The following is a 16,535-nucleotide window of genomic DNA, read 5'->3' as shown; positions in this document are numbered from 1 at the left end:
CTACCTAGCATCTACGTTTACATTGTCATTAGAGTTAATTTCTCTTGCGACTTCGAACTTGGCAAAGGTAAAGCTAATTGCAAATAACTCTTTGCCGCGTGACTGCCTAACTGGCTTAGAGAAGAAAGGTGAATCTACTTTTATATTCTTACTTAACATAGCTAAAATATCAGTTGCTTTTACCGATTTATTTACCGTGCCTTGTAACGTAATTTGCTGGTTTTTGTATTGGACAGAAGAAATAACTGCTCCTTCATTTATACACGCTAAAAGTATTGGCCAAACATCCCAGTACGCTATCTGATCTTGAAGTGCTAATGAGAGCTGATTTTGCAATTCAACTTGTTTATTAAAGTTTTTCTGTACTTGCAAAGCATAATTTACGTCTTGTGCTTGAGTTTCTATTTGTTGCTCAAGGGTATGTTCCCGGAAAATCAGCCAAAAGCTAGTTAATAAACAATATAAGCTAAAAACTAAGGCAGCGACTAAACCAGCCGACTTCCATGGATAAAACTTCCATTCTATTTTCTTTCTTGGCACAAAAAAATCTTGCAGCTGACTCAATTTAAGCGCTTTCATTCCTTTATAAAGCAGTTCAGAAAATTGCTCTGAGGCACCTATATACTTTTCAGACTCATCTACATCAACAGAAACTCCTGCAGATAACGAAAACATATCAATTGTTGGTATGAATGATGATTTAATTCCTGAGAATAAGCCAAGCGCGGTAGGAACAATAAATAACTCTTTACTTTTAAAACTAATAGTAGCCTGTTTAATATTGGTATTCAGCGCATTTGACAAAACAAATGACTCAGGAAGAATGAGCGTTGGTTGAAATGTTAGTAAATTAAAAACTTTAGGATCAATAACCCAAATTGTAACTCTGTGGCTATTTTCATTTAACCGCTCAATGTGCTGAAGCATAACTCCATCGTATGGTGCACGATTTCTTTCAAAAGTCAGCGCTTTTTTCAAATCTCGCTTGTTAGATATTGGATACTCTTTCGATGCCTCAAAGTAATGTTCCCGCCCCAAAATCAACCACATCAATTTGGTTGGATCATTAGCTTTAGCAGACTGAAGTTGAAAGTTGCGCCCGTTACCAGCATAGATCTCATATAAGCTATCAGATAAATACCCCCCTTTCGATGCAATAGCCCTTTCTAGAAAGTAGCTTAATTTATTTGTATTCCCATGCATGTCGAGTTCATCCGGTGTATTTTTTTCAATAATATCTGTAGATTCCAAGATAGCTATTCTTTTAGTCTGGTTATAAGGAGTTATATCAGCGTAGAATTATACACACACTGACTATCTTTAAAAGGAATACCGATTTCTAAAGCTAATAGCGCGCAAAAATCAGCAATGGTTCAATTTTCCGCGGCTCTACTTGTACTTCAAGAGTTTTAGACAATTGCACTTCTCCTATAATGACTTCTACTTTCAGCCGGAATTTAGTGCCTATAACCAAAGATACGTATTCAGTATCATAATTTCCTTTCAACTGAGCCATAATATCTGTATTTGTAAGTTGTTTAGCCTTACGCATCTGAATTAAATTATCAGCCAATTCATTGTCAAATATTAACCTAAACAATGAGTCAGGTGAATACAATAAATTTAAGCCAACAACAGCATGCGATGTACTCACTTCTTTAATCGCACTTAAGTACTCAGGATTATCTATCATCAGCCAATCAATTTCTTGATGTAATTGGATTGGCATATTTCTATACGGTTGAGAATTCGTTAGCTCTGTTGGCTCAGGGTTTCCGATTACCCATGAATCTTTGTCTATATCTTGCCAATCTTGCATTTTTCCAATCAGGCTTTCAGGTTTAGCTTCACCCATCTTAGATAACGCTTGCTTCCAAAAAGGTGTATTAACATGATATTGGGATAATAATCCATTATGTGCTTGTATCGCAGCTACCACAGAAATATTATCATTATTCGAAATAAGAAACGGTTTACCATAGAAATTCCATCCTTCACTGCTACCACTCGGTGCAGCATTCTCATCTGTTAAATTTAGCGTGATTAAGTTGTATAATAATTGGCTTAATGTACTTTCGACCAGTAATTTAGCATTAACTCGATCCTCAAATGCCTCGGCCGTTTCAATTTGCTCTCGAGCGGTTAAGCTAAAACGTATTGCTAATATACTTATTATTGCGCTAATAAGTAAAACCTGAATTAAAGCAATTCCTTGTTGTGTTTTTCTAGGGGATCTTAATTTAAAGCATCGAATCATAGTAACTACTCTTTAACGGAGTAACTAGCTAAAATATTGGGAACTGGATCACTTAGTTTAACGTTAAGCTCAATATCACGTCGCTGACTAGTAAAACTCACGCGGATTTGCTCTGGCTGAAGGGTTCTATCAAGGCTGTTATAATTCGAAAACCATGACTTTTGTTTATCTGCTAACAATGTTCCACTCAGAAACTGTGCTTTATCATTTGCAGATTCCCAGCCAAAATATTGGAATTCAATTTGAGGGATTTTATCGTATAAAACGACAGGTTCACTAAATATTAATGCTTGCCTTACTTGTGTTAATAACTGATTTTCCATTACCGCTTCTTGATAAATAAGCCTGTAAGTGAAATCTTCATTTTGCACTACTTGTAAACGCATCACTGCTGGTAAGCGTGGCGAGAATATTGAGCGTACTGTAACCGCAACAAAGCCATTACGATTACCTTCAAAGTACATTTTAGGCTGTTCATTTTCATTAAGAACAACGTAAGGTACAATGCTATTCAATGATTCTTGTACCAATATCAAACTTCTCGCATTTGCAACCGTATCATTGAAGTGACCTAATCTTCCATGCCATCGTTCGCTGAACATTGAATAAGCAGAGGATGCAATAAGTAATACCATAGTCAATAAAACCATAGAAACTAACATTTCTACTAAAGTGAACCCTTGGGAGTTTCTCACCAACTAAGTTCTCTATATTGATACTCTCGATTGGTACTTCCTAACTTTAAGTTTAAAGTAATATGCCAAAGAAAGAATTTTTTACGTTTAAAATCAGTGCTATCATCTCCAATATTAATTTGTTCGGGCCCTGTTGATTGATCTAAAATTATTGCATTCCATGAATAACTTACGCCCCCTAAAATTCCATCCCCACTTTTATCTTCGACTTCATTAGACTTGCGAATGTCAAGTCGAACTCGTTCTGTAATAGTCTCGACTAATGCTGAAACTTTTAGTACGTTCTCTGCTTTTGCACTAGATAATATTGCACCACGATAAATTAAAGTCATCGAGGCAATAACCAAAAACAATATAAATGAGGCAACTAATACTTCTATTAGCGTAAACCCCTTGCTCGTTTTTATGGTAAATTGTGTTTTAAATTGCCAATTCATATTAGGACTCTAATAATTTAGCAAGTTCAACTTTTCGCGGCCTACCTGCCTGCTTTAGTTCAATGCTTTTTCTGTCGACAATCCCGGTTCTATTAAAATTAACAACGCTGTCACTGAAGGTTAAGTACTTATAATTTTCTTCGAACTGTACCTGACTTTTAACATCTCTGAGAAAAATCGATCTCGATACTTTAGTTACTTTTAAATTCCCATTTTTTAGAGAAACCGTAAATTCACTTCCTTCAACGAATGCTTTAATACCCGTCCGCCGTAGAACTGAACAAAATGCTAAATATTCATTTTGCGCTTCAGCTTTGTTTACCATGTTTAAAGCTAATGGTGCTCCAATCGAAAGCATGGTCATCATGATTGTGATCACGACTAATAGCTCAATCAATGTAACACCATTTATCTTTGCTCTATTCACGCTAGAACCCGAGGTCATTTACAGAGATAATACTTAAAAGCATCGTAACAACGACACTACCTACAATACCGCCCATTGTTAGTATTAGTAATGGCTCTAGTATAGAGGTCATCTTATCAGCCCAGCTTTCGAATTCACTACGTGAGCGAACCGAAATCTCTTCGAAAATAGATGATAACTGACCACTCTCTTCTCCCACTTCAAGTAGCGAAAGAAAAAAATCTGGATATATAGGGCTTCTACTTAATGACTCGGTTAATCCTGCCCCTTTCTTAATTTGCTCTTTTGCAGCCAATAACCCCTGACGAATGTGGCGATTTTTAACACTCCCCGCGGAAAGCTCTAAAGCTTTATCTATTGATATCCCGGCATCGAGCATCATTGTTAAAGCTGAATTAAAGCGAATTCGCTCGATAACAAGTAACGCTTTTTTTAAAAGCGGTAGCTTCAACATATATTCATCTAGTGCTCTTTTACTTCGAGGGTTTTTCAAAGCAGTAATCAAACCAACAATTGACATGGCGATGCCAATAAATAAAAACCACTGATAGTTTTGCATCCAGCGACTAACCGTAAGCAAAACTTCTGTATAAATAGGCAATTCTGGTAAGCCATCAAATAGTCCACTCATTTGAGGCACTATGTAATTAAATATGAATAAAATACATAATATACATACAGTTAATATAACAAGAGGATAAGTTAGTGATTGAATTATCTTGCGTTTTAATTCACTTTTAAACTTAAGGTCTGCCGATAATTTATCAAATACGTTTGATAAATTTCCGCTAGCCTCCCCTAACTTAACTAAGTTTAAATAAAGTTTGTCAAAAACACTTGGATGTTCTGCCATAGCCTCTGAAAGAACATACCCTTGTTTGATCGATGTGTGTAAGTCATGTAACAGAGTTGCAGTCGCCCCTTTAGATTTATTGCGTTTTAAAATCTCTAAACTTCTATCAATTTTCACTCCATTTTTTAATAAAATAGATAGCTCAGACGTAATAAACTCTAAATCTTCTAGACTAATATTCTTATTTTCAAACAATGTTCCTGTTGATTTTAAATTTACTTCTTGCAGTGAAATAATCATGAGTTCTTGACTTTGCAAATGCGCTGTTGCTTGCTCACGCGTGTCAGCATCGACTTTTCCGTCAACCTGACCACCATTATTATCATATGCTTGATAGTTAAAAGTTGTCATTACCCACAAACTCTTATAATTTCATCTATCGTTGTTAAGCCTTGCATAGCTTTTACCAAGCCGTCTTCTAATAAAGTTCTATTCCCAATACTGTGATTATATTCTTTTGCCTTTTCAATAAACTCTTCATTTTTTGGTATTGAACGTATATTACTATCGGAACGTAAATATTCGATAACTGCCATTCGCCCTTTGTATCCTGCACCTGAGCATTCTTCACAGCCTTTTGCGTCAAGTAAATTTATTTCCGTAATACCACCAAGACTTGCTATACGATCTAAATCATATTTTTCAATTAGTTCTTGGCTATTGATTACTGGTGTGGCGCAATGTTCGCATATCTTTCTAGCTAACCTTTGTGCAATTATTGCAACTAGTGCAGCATTTAATAAAAACTCTTCAACCCCTAAATCTAAAAGTCGAGTGTAGGCACTTGGAGCGTCATTTGTATGTACAGTACTAAATACGAGGTGACCTGTTAAAGCAGATTGCATCGCTATCCGAGCAGTCTCTTGATCTCGAATTTCACCAATCATTATAATATCCGGATCTTGTCTGACAATACTCCGTAGTCCAGAGCTAAAATCAAACCCGATGTCTGGTTTTACCTGTACCTGATTCACACCTGCTAATTGATATTCGACGGGGTCTTCTAATGTGATAATTTTTACATCATCATCGTTCAATTCATTTAAGAACGTATATAATGTAGTTGTTTTTCCGCTTCCAGTTGGGCCAGTCAACAAAACAACACCAGCAGTGTTTTTTAAATCTTCTTTTATTTTCTTTTCTATATCTAGCGAAACACCTAAAACACTCATATCATAACTAACAGCATCTTTGCGTAAAAAGCGTAGCACCATGCTTTCACCGGTATTCAAAGGCAAAGCTGAAACTCGGATATCTAACGCGGTATTAGATATTTTCATTTCAATTTTACCGTCTTGCGGCCGCCTTTTTTCTGCTATATCCATGTCAGCTAGGATTTTTAACCGAGAAATAACAGGTAACTGTAAGCGTGAAGGTAACTGTTCAACTTCATGCAAAACGCCATCAACTCTAAAACGCACCCTATATCGATCTTTATGAGGCTCTAAATGCATATCAGAAGCACCTTGTTTTAAAGCTCTCGATATTAAAGAATTTAATAAGTTTACTGTTGGTGCTTCGCTAGCTAATTCACGTAATTTATCTTCTTCGACATCAGATAATAAATTTAAATCTTGTGACATGTTCTCGCTATGACTCGTCGTGTCAAGCAATAGTCGCTCATAGCCAGCGTCATTAACAATTCGATAATAGTAAAGGACTCCAGTATTTTGCAAATATTGAAGCACCTCCCAATTTAAGGGGGAAAGCGTTGCAAAACACCATTGTCCTGATTCAAAGGAGAAAGGTATCCACCCTCTAGATATGAGAAAATCAAAGTTTAAATCAAACAGGTCGGTTGGCTTAGTCCATTGTTCAATATCATGTTCTTCTAATACAGGAACGTTAAGTAATTGACTATATATCTGCGGGAGATTATCCTCGGAGACACTTCCCATATTGACAAGTAATCTTTCTAGCGAACCACCAAATTTACTTTGATATGCCTTTGCCTTTTCAATGTCTTCATTAGTAACATCAAATCTTGCAAGGACCTCTTCTATTTGCAACATTATTGATATACCAAATCTTCGCTTTCATCTTTACCACCAGCTTGCCCATCTTTACCGAAGCTCTTTAAAAGAAAAGCTTCCCCATTCGGGCCTGGTGACTGATACAAATATGGATTACCCCATGGGTCATTTGGTACATTTTTAGAAATATATGGGCCATCCCAATTATCAAGAGTAGACTGTCGTAATTCTATAAGGGAAGTTGGATAATCTCCTATGTCTAAACGATATGTATCAAGGGATGTTTGTAACATTTGCATTTGAGCAATTGCAGTTTTTTGTTTTGATGACCCCACTTTTGAGAACATTTTCGGCGCAACTAAAGACATTAATAGTCCTAAAATAACAATCACAATAAGTAATTCGATAAGCGTAAAGCCAGTTGCTTTTTGATTTAGCTTCATGGTACCTCTAAATTCAGTTAAAAATTTCAAACACAATAGCATCAAGTTAGCTTTATGAACACTAGATATCATTATGTTTTATGGACGTTAAAGTATTTATTTCACTTAGCAAACGGTAGGATAGCAATTATAACGTTCAAGAAAAGATAAACTTAGTAAGCGAACGTTACTAAGTACTATCCGCATTCATTAACAATTTTCTTTATTCGTTTATCTAACTTTTTTAAACAAATATTTAATAAAGGTTGATATTGAATTTATGTACTTAATTATATAAGAATATAAAAGAAAAGAAGCAATAAAAAGTAGTAACATTATAGATTCTGGGACTAAATATACTTCACCTAACAATCCAACAAAAGACATAATAGCAGCTAATAAACTAATGATAATTAATGCTTGCTTATCATTAAATCCAATACGCATTAATATGTGGTGAAGGTGATCCCTATCGGGTTTAAATGGCGATTTTCCCTTCCTATGGCGTCGTATTACAATTGCAAGCATATCCATTAAAGGTACAGCACATATCCAAAGTGCTGTAACAGGACGAAATGAAGCACTTTCCCCTTGTGTTCCCATGGTCAAAAGCCAGATAACACTTAAACCAATAAACATACTACCAGCATCACCCATGAATATTTTTTTTGTATGTTTTTTAAAGAACCCCAAATTAAAAATGAGATAAGGTAACGTCGCGGTTGCCAATATTAAAGGGTAACTTAAATAATTGCTATTACCACTCATGAGAAACAGTAATGCAACTGAAGTAAAAGTATTTAGGCTTAAACTACCAACTAAGCCATCGATGCCATCAACCATGTTATAAGCATTAATTACTACAATTATGGCAACATATGTAAAAATAATCCCAAATGGCCCTAGATTAACATCACCAAAGCCGAATAGATTACCGAGGTTCGCAATATAACCACCAACGCCATATATCATTAAGCTAGCAATTATAATTTGTCCAACTATACGAATTCGAACGCGGAGATCATATTTATCGTCGAGAGCGCCAATAAATACCATCATAGCCGATGCTATTAAATACATTCTTAGCTCCAGCGTATTGGGCAACCATAATAAACTTGCAGCAAGTACGGCTGCAAAAATAGAGATACCTCCAATAAGAGGAATTTGGCCGTCATGGTGCTTTCGTGCATTAGGCTTATCAACTAAGCCAACATCAACAGCTAAGGGCTTAAATAACTTGATAGATATTAATGCAAAACAAAATGAAGAGATTACGGCAAGAATCATTTTTGACTACCTCTATAGTGAATTCTGGTTAGGTGATTTGACATTAATGTCAGATAATTCACTTTCGGGCACTAGGAAATTATTCTTTGAAGTATTATTTCTATTTAGCATGTATCGTGTTAACAACCATAAAACTGACAGCATTCCACCTAAAATACTTCCTAATAGTACAAGTAAGGCTCTCTTAGGACTTTCTTTCTCGCCAGGAACTTGTGGTGGTTCGATTGTTTTAAGTACATATTGCGCATTAACTTTAGTAAGCATAATATTTTTTGTTTGCTCTTCAATTAGCTGATAAAAAACAGCTTCCATATTAGATAACTTAATATTCGCTAACTGTGATTCTAGATATTTAATTGAGTTCTTAGCTTCAACCTCATCTTGCATTCGAGTGTAGTTATTAATTTCAGTGATCAACAAAGTTAGCCACTCTCTTGCAATAATTGGGGAGTAATAAGTTAGCTCAATAGTTACAATTGACGTACTTTTTTCCTGTGAAACCGTTAATAGCTTTGAAAACGCCCTATATGCATCCCAAGCTGATGGTTTAGACTCTCCATTACTTTCGCGAACCCATTTATTGCTATCTATTAAATAAATATCTTCGTTATACATCAAAGTATTGGTTTTCATATCCCAGCCATTAACAGCTAGAAGAGGTACAAGTAATTCGTATTTAGAAATAAAGTTTTCAATAAAAAAACGTGATTTAATGACTTCCAAAGCTATAGTAGTTTTGTCAATTCCATTTCCACCAATATTAATACCAGCAATGCTAGCTAGACCACCAAATTGTCCTGCTAAATTAGCCAAGCCTCCGGGAGCACTCTCATTAGTTGCAGGTACAAGAACAGAAGACGCTTTATATGTATTAGGAAGAGAGACTGCGTAAACAAAGGACATTAGAGTAAAAACAAAAACAACTATGAGGATAGACAGTTTTCTAGCCCATATTACATTTAACAATTCAGCTAAATGGATTTCAGAATTATATCTATCTTTTGCGAATATGCTATCCGGAGTAACAAGCTCCTTAACGCTACCCTGCGGCCTTTCCTTAGGCACTGAAGGAGATACTGGATCTTCTTTTATGTTATTTTTCACTTTTACACTTCTATATTAATCAATTAATCAACAACTCCGCCCTGCCTCAATTTATTACATTAAAAAATAAATTTAAAACAGCACGTAATTATAAATGACTAACAACCCCCCTGTAAAGCTTATTCCTTAAGGCTTGAAACGTTACTTGCATACCAGGGCATTGCTAAATCAACGCCATCACGAATACGATATTCAGGTTGGTACCCTAACAAACCTTGTGCTTTTGAAATATCAGCTTGAGAATGCACTACATCCCCAGCCCTAAACTCTCTGTAAACTGGCTCTTTAGCATAAAAAACATCATTATTTGATAATGCAGCAACTAAAATTGAAAAAAGATCATTAAGCGACGTCCTATCACCAAGGGCAATATTGTAAACTTGGTTTTTGCCTTTATCGCTTGCAACTGCAGCTAAAATATTCGCTTGCACAGCATTTTCTACAAAACAAAAATCTCGGCTAGTTTCTCCGTCGCCATTAATAAACAAATCTTGGTTTTCAATCATTGCTGCTACCCATTTAGGAATAACTGCAGCGTATGCACCACTTGGATCTTGGCGCTTACCAAAAACGTTAAAGTAGCGTAAACCTGTTGAATTTAATCCGTAAGTTTTTTGAAATACATCTGCATAAAGCTCATTAACATATTTAGTAACAGCATAAGGTGACAATGGTTTACCAATATTGGCTTCTACTTTAGGTAAAGCAGGGTGATCACCGTAAGTTGAGCTAGATGCAGCGTACACAAACGACTTAACCTCAGCATCTTTAGCGGCAGTAAGCATATTAACAAAACCGGTAATGTTGGCCGAATTAGTTAATATTGGATCGGCAATAGAGCGGGGGACTGACCCTAACGCTGCTTGATGCAGCACATAATCTATATTTCCACTACACTTCTTACTTAGTGCTTGTTGACAATCATCAAAATTTCGAATATCCCCCTTAATAAAACTAAAATTTTGCCATTGTTCTATCGATACTTCTGATTTCACCTCGTCCAGGTTTCTCTGATGACCCGTAGCAAAGTTGTCTAAGCCTACTACTTTCTGGTTGAGCTGAAGTAGTGTCTCTAGCAAATTAGAACCAATAAAACCTGCGACACCTGTAACAAGCCAAGTTTTAGGTGACTTAACTAACTCTTCTTTTACTTCATCGTAACGAGACATCTTTCATCCATTAAATTAAATTTAAAAATAACTAACAATATTTTGACTATAAACGCATATCTACAGCGTCTTTCGGCAGCACATATTTCAAATCATAAAGAACATGATTTGCTTTGCCTAACGCTCGGATTTGTTCAACGCCTAATGCTTTAAATTCTTTATGTGAAACAGCTAAAATAATTGCATCATAACTATCTAATTGAGGCTTAGATATTAAACTCAAACCATATTCGTGCTCAGCCTCTTCACTAGAACACCAAGGATCAGTAATATCAACATTCATATTGTATTCTTTTAATTCACTTACTACATCGATAATTTTGGTGTTTCGTAAGTCCGGACAATTTTCTTTAAAAGTCAATCCCATTACTAAAACATTCGCACCTTCAACTTGGATACGCTGATGTAGCATATTTTTCACAAGTTGCGAGACAACATAAGCGCCCATTCCATCATTCAAACGGCGACCCGCTAATATCATTTCTGGATGATAACCAACAGATTGGGCTTTATGCGTTAAATAATATGGATCAACTCCAATACAATGACCACCAACCAGCCCAGGTCGAAATGGCAAAAAGTTCCATTTAGTACCAGCAGCTTCTAGAACTTCTAACGTATCAATATTAAGTTTATTAAATATAATAGATAATTCATTAATTAAAGCAATATTAACATCGCGTTGCGTGTTTTCGATGACTTTCGCCGCCTCTGCAACTTTAATGGAGCTTGCTTTATAAGTACCAGCAACAATGATTGAAAGGTATAGTTCATCGATAATACTGGCAATTTCTGGAGTAGAACCTGACGTAACTTTTAAGATATTAGTTACACGATGTTCTTTATCACCTGGATTAATCCTCTCAGGCGAATATCCCGCAAAAAAATCTTCATTAAACACTAAGCCTGATACATGTTCTACAACAGGAATGCATGCTTCCTCTGTTGCACCTGGGTAGACAGTAGATTCGTAAACTATAATGTCACCTTTATTAACGACTTTACCTAACATCTCACTAGCTTTAATTAAAGGTGTTAAATCTGGTTGCTTATGTTTATCAATTGGAGTCGGAACTGTAACAATATAGACATTCGAATTCGATAGTTCTTCAATATCACAAGAATATGTCAAATTGGTCGTTGCAGCCAACTCTTCATCACTTACCTCTAACGTGCTATCACTTCCAGCTTTTAATTCATTAATACGTATTTGGCTAATATCAAAACCTAACGTCTGATACTTCTTGCCAAACTCTACTGCAAGAGGTAAACCAACATATCCCAGACCTATAATGGCGATATTTGCATCATTCAAATCACGTATCATGTTTTATCCCTTTAATTTACTCGCGTTATTTTTATTTTAAATTTTATAATGAGCTCTAAATGCCATTAATCGCCGCCACAGCTACAGCAGCATTGTAAATAATTTGTGTAGCGGTCGACCAAAGTGTTAAATCATTCATATATTCAGAGTCAAGTGGTACCACAATTGTATCACCAGGCTTGAGAGAATCGCCAATTGAGCTTGCAAACCAATTATTATCTTCAAGCATCTTAATTGCACCATTTGCAGAAATAACATAGATGCGTTCAACATCAGCTCGTTTTTTTACACCACCACTTCTCATTATATATTCACTAGTAGTCATTGATGAATCATACATATGAGAAGAACTAACTTGAACTTGCCCTATTACGTTAATTGAATCATTCTGTGTTGGAACATAAAGAACATCACCACTTTCCAAAACCACATCTTGCCCTGTTTTGGAGATTATAGATTCCAGCTCAATCACCAAACGCCCAACGGGATCCAATTTTGTTATATCTTCTAATAGCTTATTTGCATCATCGTATGAGATAGATGAGTCCTGTTCAGTCAGAGCTTTAGATGCCATCTCTATACGCAAATCACTTGCCAGTTTTATTATATTATTTCGCTCAAGTTTACGTAATTTTTCACGAGTAAAAATAGAGCCTGCAGGATATGCATACTTTGTTAAACCTCCGGCTTTAGATATTAAATCTTTAAGTGACTCTCCACGGCGAATAGTATACTTTCCGGGAAATACAAATTCCCCTTTCAGTTCAACGGTATAATTCTCACTCCACGCAGGGATTTTATGGACATTTATTCGATCCTTACTCCGTAAAGATATATTTTCACTTTTATCACCAGTTAACGCTAGCTCCAAATTAACAGCAAGCGACTCCTTTAGCGCACCATCAGCGTTTATAATATTTCTAGTAATTTCAGCTCTTGCTAAATATGCTGACTCATTCACGCCACCAGCTGCAATGATTAAATCTCTTAATTTCGCGTTGACAGGTAGAGGATAAACTCCCGGAAATTTAACTTGCCCATCCAATTCAACTAAACTAATAGGCTTCCCTGATGTTCCCTGTTGGCGTAATAATCGAATAACTGGAGCCAACAACCTCTGCCTAGAGAATAATGCTGTATCTCTATAATCCAGCTCTTCATCTAATTTCTCATTTATTATTGATGTAATTGATTTGCTAGCTATTTCGTCAGCTTCTTCTAGATCACCATCAATATTTTGCGTTGATGAGCTAGCGTTGTACTTATCCCAAAACGACTTTTGATTATACGACTTCTTAGCCTCTTCTCGCTCCTTCGCAAAAAGCTGCTCTTGGGTATAGGCCAATTCATCTAATGTCAGCTTTTCATCAGCACCCCTCAATACATTAGAGAAAATAAGTAGCGTATCATTTGCAGCTAATAATAAATCATTGCTTCCCATTGGATTTTCAATAATTTCCGCCAAACTAAATTGCAGTATTTCAATGTTTTTTGCTCTACCACGCTCACGAACAATCAAGCCATAGCTTAAATCTGCGTGTGGTAAAAGGTGAGTATCGACATTAGGTAATACATCAGAAATTCGAATATTTTCATGCCATTGATACTTTCCTGGGCGACTAACAGCACCGACAATAGTAAGAGCATCTTCGTAACGTTCAGAGCTCTTCAAGATTCTTATATAATCGCCGTTTTTCACTAATTTCTTGCGATTATATTTTAATGATAAATCTATATTTAGGACATTACGTAGGTTACGAGAATTATAGCGCTCAACTAACGTAGACTGCGGAAAAGCAGAAGGTAACAAGCCTCCCGCCATATCTAATACACGACTATAATCGTCCCCGTCTACCAATTCATATATCGCTGGCCTTCTTACTTCGCCGAGTATCGAAACGGTTTCACCTTGTGTTGGAATAAAAACTACATCACCAGACTTTAAAAGGATATCATTTGATGAATCACCATTTATTAGTAACTCATATAAATCAACTTTTTGGATTAATTTACCTGCACGTTTTACTTCAATGTTACGTAACGAACCAATATCGCTAATACCACCAGCTGCAAAAATGGCGTGAGTTACAGAAGATAATGAGCTTAAGGTATATGGCCCTGGCTTATACGCATCACCGAGTACAAATATTCGCATTGAACGTAATTCAGCTAAACTCACAACAGCATTAACGCCAATAATGCGCTGTTGGATACGCTCTGCAAGGAATTTTTTCATTTCACCAAAAGCTAAGCCTGCTATTTTTACTGGTCCTACGTTTGGTATTAGCACTGTTCCTTCACGTGTAATCGGGAGTATATAATCAGAATTTTCTTTTCCATATATTTGTATGGATAGTTGATCACCGACACCTAAAATATAATGTTCAGGAATAGCAATATCCATAGTTGGAGCAAAGGTTGTAGGTGAATTAGAGAAGACATCAATACCAAACCTCTCAAGTGGTTTAAAAAGTTGTTCATCCTCTTCAAACAAAGGAGGCTCATCCTCTTGAGATAAATCGATATTAGAACCTTCTGCTCTTGATACAATCGGCGTACTAAATAGCCTATCTTGCTTTTCGGATTTCGAAATCTCCCCCATAACTTCATTCAAATCAACGCCCATACTTTTTGCTAATGCCTGTTGTTGGGATTGTGGAAGATTTTTAAATTGCTCAATTTGTTGCTGACTTATTTGAGCTGACAGTGCTGAAAATGAACAGGCACCAAAAATGAGGATAGTCGCTAGAGAACGAATAAAGTTAATCATTTGCGCGTATTTCTTCCTATATATACGATACTTACTTGCTGCCTAAATCTAAAATAAAATTATGGCAAAGCTTAAACAGCAAGGAGTTTATCAGTAACTTGGTGGCGATTAAAGCAACTTTTAATTTACAATTTTAATTTTTACTAATTTGTAAAATCATGAGCGAAAATAACAAAAAGTAAGCAATTGCTCGCACATTCAATAGAGATTACCTGCTCGGACTTGCCTTTCGAGGCTAGCAAAGGTATAAAACGGGCTGACTAAGCAACTTTATACAATATTGCTCGACAAATTTATGCATTTAGTGATGAATGTATGCAATCAATAATAATAATTATGACTTCGAGCATCTATTTAAGGAATTTTAAATGACTAAACCAGCAGCAGGCACATTACTCGGACATCCGAAAGGGCTCTTCCTCCTTTTCGGTACAGAAATGTGGGAACGATTCGGCTACTACGGCATGCGCGCCCTACTAGTACTTTATTTGGTAGCAGCAGTTGAAGACGGTGGTTTTGGCTGGACAACAGGCGAAGCACTAGGTCTTTATGGTACATTTACCATGGCTGTTTATTTAACGCCTATGATTGGTGGTTGGTTAGCAGATAACTTTATCGGCCAACGAAAAGCCATTATTTATGGTGGTATTTTATTCTCGGCAGGTTATTTCACCTTAGGTATTCCTAAATCAATGATCGTCGGAATGGAAGAAACTGTTTTCTATATCGGCTTGTTTTTAATTTGTTGTGGTAATGGCTTATTTAAAGCTAACGTATCTAGCCTTGTTGGTGAATTATATGAAGATGGCGATCACCGTCGTGATGCAGCATTCACTATATTCTACATGGGTATCAACTTAGGTGCATTTTTATCACCATTAATTGTTGGCTACTTAGGCGAAGAAGTTAACTGGCACTACGGTTTCATTGCAGCAGGTTGCGGTATGTTAATCGGCTTAGCACTACAATTAACGCTAGCAAAAAGCTACTTAGGCGATATTGGTGTTACACCATCGGCGAAAAAAGTTAGTGAAGCGAAAGAAGAACTGAAAGCACGCGCACTAACAAAAGAAGAAAAAGATCGTACAAAAGTTATCTTAATCATGAGTGTATTCTCAGTTATCTTCTGGGCAGGCTTCGAGCAAGCAGGCGGTCTATTCAACATTTACGCATCACAATTTACTGACCGTAACATTATGGGCTTTGAAGTACCGGCAACTTGGTTCCAATCATTAAATGCTATGTTCATCATTATGCTTGCGCCGGTTATCGCTTCGGTTTGGGTAAAAATGGGCTCTAAAGAGCCAACATCACCTGTAAAATTTGCCTTAGCGATGGTATTTTTAGCGTTGGGTTTCTTTGTAATGCTATGGGCAACTATAGTTCAAGGTGGCGATGTTACTATTAAAGTAAGCATGTTATTCCTAGTATTTGCTTACCTTTTCCACACTTTAGGTGAATTATGTTTATCACCAATTGGTTTATCTTTAGTATCAAAATTAGCACCAGTTAAATTCACCTCATTACTAATGGGTGTTTGGTTCTTCTTTACTGCTTTATCAAACAAGTTAGCAGCATTCATTGGTCAGTTTGTTGGTGAAGGTGAAGAGCAAGTAGCTAACGCTGGTAATATCTTTTTAGGTGTTGGCTTAGGTGCATTAATTACCGCAGTAATTATTTTCCTAGCATCAAACAAGCTAGTTGAGTGGATGCACGGTGCTGAAGGTGATGACTCTCATGACCTTGAAGGTAAAATTGAAGAAGAAATGGCTGTTACTGGTACTCACGAAGCAATTTCTGAAAAACAATAATAG

At 36.3% G+C, this 16,535-nt stretch carries 14 protein-coding genes; 1 reads left to right on the top strand and 13 read right to left on the bottom strand.

Annotated elements, in window-relative coordinates:
• From AC27E9_RS04005 to AC27E9_RS03945, 13 genes are all read right to left on the bottom strand, one after another.
• On the bottom strand, window positions 1-1,251 hold the full coding sequence (locus AC27E9_RS04005) for a hypothetical protein (protein WP_487127480.1): 1,251 nt from the start codon (window positions 1,249-1,251) through the stop codon (window positions 1-3).
• Window positions 1,252-1,345: 94 nt separating this feature from the next.
• Complete coding sequence (locus tag AC27E9_RS04000; RefSeq protein ID WP_487127478.1) at window positions 1,346-2,257, bottom strand: hypothetical protein; 912 nt, start codon at window positions 2,255-2,257, stop codon at window positions 1,346-1,348.
• Between the two features lie 5 nt (window positions 2,258-2,262).
• A complete protein-coding gene (locus AC27E9_RS03995; protein WP_487127476.1) occupies window positions 2,263-2,952 on the bottom strand; it encodes a prepilin-type N-terminal cleavage/methylation domain-containing protein in 690 nt (229 codons plus the stop codon).
• On the bottom strand, window positions 2,949-3,389 hold the full coding sequence (locus tag AC27E9_RS03990) for a type IV pilus modification PilV family protein (protein ID WP_487127474.1): 441 nt from the start codon (window positions 3,387-3,389) through the stop codon (window positions 2,949-2,951). The genes AC27E9_RS03995 and AC27E9_RS03990 overlap by 4 nt, the downstream gene beginning before the upstream one ends.
• Window position 3,390: 1 nt before the next feature.
• Window positions 3,391-3,816: a pilus assembly FimT family protein gene (locus AC27E9_RS03985; protein ID WP_487127472.1), complete on the bottom strand. Its 426-nt coding sequence runs from the start codon at window positions 3,814-3,816 to the stop codon at window positions 3,391-3,393.
• A 1-nt stretch (window position 3,817) separates the two neighbouring features.
• Window positions 3,818-5,020 (bottom strand): type II secretion system F family protein, encoded by a 1,203-nt coding sequence (locus AC27E9_RS03980; protein ID WP_487127471.1) that lies wholly within the window; start codon window positions 5,018-5,020, stop codon window positions 3,818-3,820.
• A complete protein-coding gene (locus AC27E9_RS03975) occupies window positions 5,020-6,681 on the bottom strand; it encodes a GspE/PulE family protein (protein WP_487127469.1) in 1,662 nt (553 codons plus the stop codon). The genes AC27E9_RS03980 and AC27E9_RS03975 overlap by 1 nt, the downstream gene beginning before the upstream one ends.
• Window positions 6,681-7,085 (bottom strand): type II secretion system major pseudopilin GspG, encoded by a 405-nt coding sequence (gene gspG, locus AC27E9_RS03970; RefSeq protein WP_487127467.1) that lies wholly within the window; start codon window positions 7,083-7,085, stop codon window positions 6,681-6,683. Before gspG ends, AC27E9_RS03975 begins: the two co-directional genes overlap by 1 nt.
• Before the next feature lie 210 nt (window positions 7,086-7,295).
• The gene (gene wecA / locus AC27E9_RS03965) at window positions 7,296-8,351 is read right to left on the bottom strand and encodes a UDP-N-acetylglucosamine--undecaprenyl-phosphate N-acetylglucosaminephosphotransferase (RefSeq protein WP_487127466.1); all 1,056 of its coding nucleotides are present in this window, start codon (window positions 8,349-8,351) and stop codon (window positions 7,296-7,298) included.
• Between the two features lie 12 nt (window positions 8,352-8,363).
• A complete protein-coding gene (locus AC27E9_RS03960) occupies window positions 8,364-9,455 on the bottom strand; it encodes a Wzz/FepE/Etk N-terminal domain-containing protein (RefSeq protein ID WP_487127464.1) in 1,092 nt (363 codons plus the stop codon).
• Between the two features lie 119 nt (window positions 9,456-9,574).
• Entirely contained in the window at window positions 9,575-10,624 is a 1,050-nt protein-coding gene (locus tag AC27E9_RS03955) for an NAD-dependent epimerase/dehydratase family protein (RefSeq protein WP_487127462.1), read from the bottom strand.
• A 46-nt stretch (window positions 10,625-10,670) separates the two neighbouring features.
• Window positions 10,671-11,951: a Vi polysaccharide biosynthesis UDP-N-acetylglucosamine C-6 dehydrogenase TviB gene (tviB, locus tag AC27E9_RS03950; protein ID WP_487127460.1), complete on the bottom strand. Its 1,281-nt coding sequence runs from the start codon at window positions 11,949-11,951 to the stop codon at window positions 10,671-10,673.
• 55 nt (window positions 11,952-12,006) lie between these two features.
• A complete protein-coding gene (locus AC27E9_RS03945; protein WP_487127458.1) occupies window positions 12,007-14,721 on the bottom strand; it encodes an SLBB domain-containing protein in 2,715 nt (904 codons plus the stop codon).
• A 368-nt stretch (window positions 14,722-15,089) separates the two neighbouring features.
• On the opposite strand from AC27E9_RS03945, the gene AC27E9_RS03940 reads away from it, so the two are divergent.
• Window positions 15,090-16,532 (top strand): peptide MFS transporter, encoded by a 1,443-nt coding sequence (locus AC27E9_RS03940; protein WP_487127456.1) that lies wholly within the window; start codon window positions 15,090-15,092, stop codon window positions 16,530-16,532.
• Window positions 16,533-16,535 lie beyond the last annotated feature (3 nt).

This window comes from Colwellia meonggei (genome assembly GCF_057537295.1).
The sequence above is the reverse complement of the archived record's forward strand: the minus strand, read 5'-3'. Positions and strand labels throughout refer to the sequence as shown.

Coding starts and splice junctions, on each gene's coding strand:
- AC27E9_RS03940 (WP_487127456.1), top strand. CDS start 15,090: ATGACTAAACCAGCAGCAGGCACATTACTCGGACATCCGAAAGGGCTC.
- AC27E9_RS03955 (WP_487127462.1), bottom strand. CDS start 10,624: ATGTCTCGTTACGATGAAGTAAAAGAAGAGTTAGTTAAGTCACCTAAA.
- AC27E9_RS03975 (WP_487127469.1), bottom strand. CDS start 6,681: ATGTTGCAAATAGAAGAGGTCCTTGCAAGATTTGATGTTACTAATGAA.
- AC27E9_RS03980 (WP_487127471.1), bottom strand. CDS start 5,020: ATGACAACTTTTAACTATCAAGCATATGATAATAATGGTGGTCAGGTT.
- AC27E9_RS03990 (WP_487127474.1), bottom strand. CDS start 3,389: ATGAATTGGCAATTTAAAACACAATTTACCATAAAAACGAGCAAGGGG.
- gspG (WP_487127467.1), bottom strand. CDS start 7,085: ATGAAGCTAAATCAAAAAGCAACTGGCTTTACGCTTATCGAATTACTT.
- wecA (WP_487127466.1), bottom strand. CDS start 8,351: ATGATTCTTGCCGTAATCTCTTCATTTTGTTTTGCATTAATATCTATC.
- AC27E9_RS04000 (WP_487127478.1), bottom strand. CDS start 2,257: ATGATTCGATGCTTTAAATTAAGATCCCCTAGAAAAACACAACAAGGA.
- AC27E9_RS03945 (WP_487127458.1), bottom strand. CDS start 14,721: ATGATTAACTTTATTCGTTCTCTAGCGACTATCCTCATTTTTGGTGCC.
- tviB (WP_487127460.1), bottom strand. CDS start 11,951: ATGATACGTGATTTGAATGATGCAAATATCGCCATTATAGGTCTGGGA.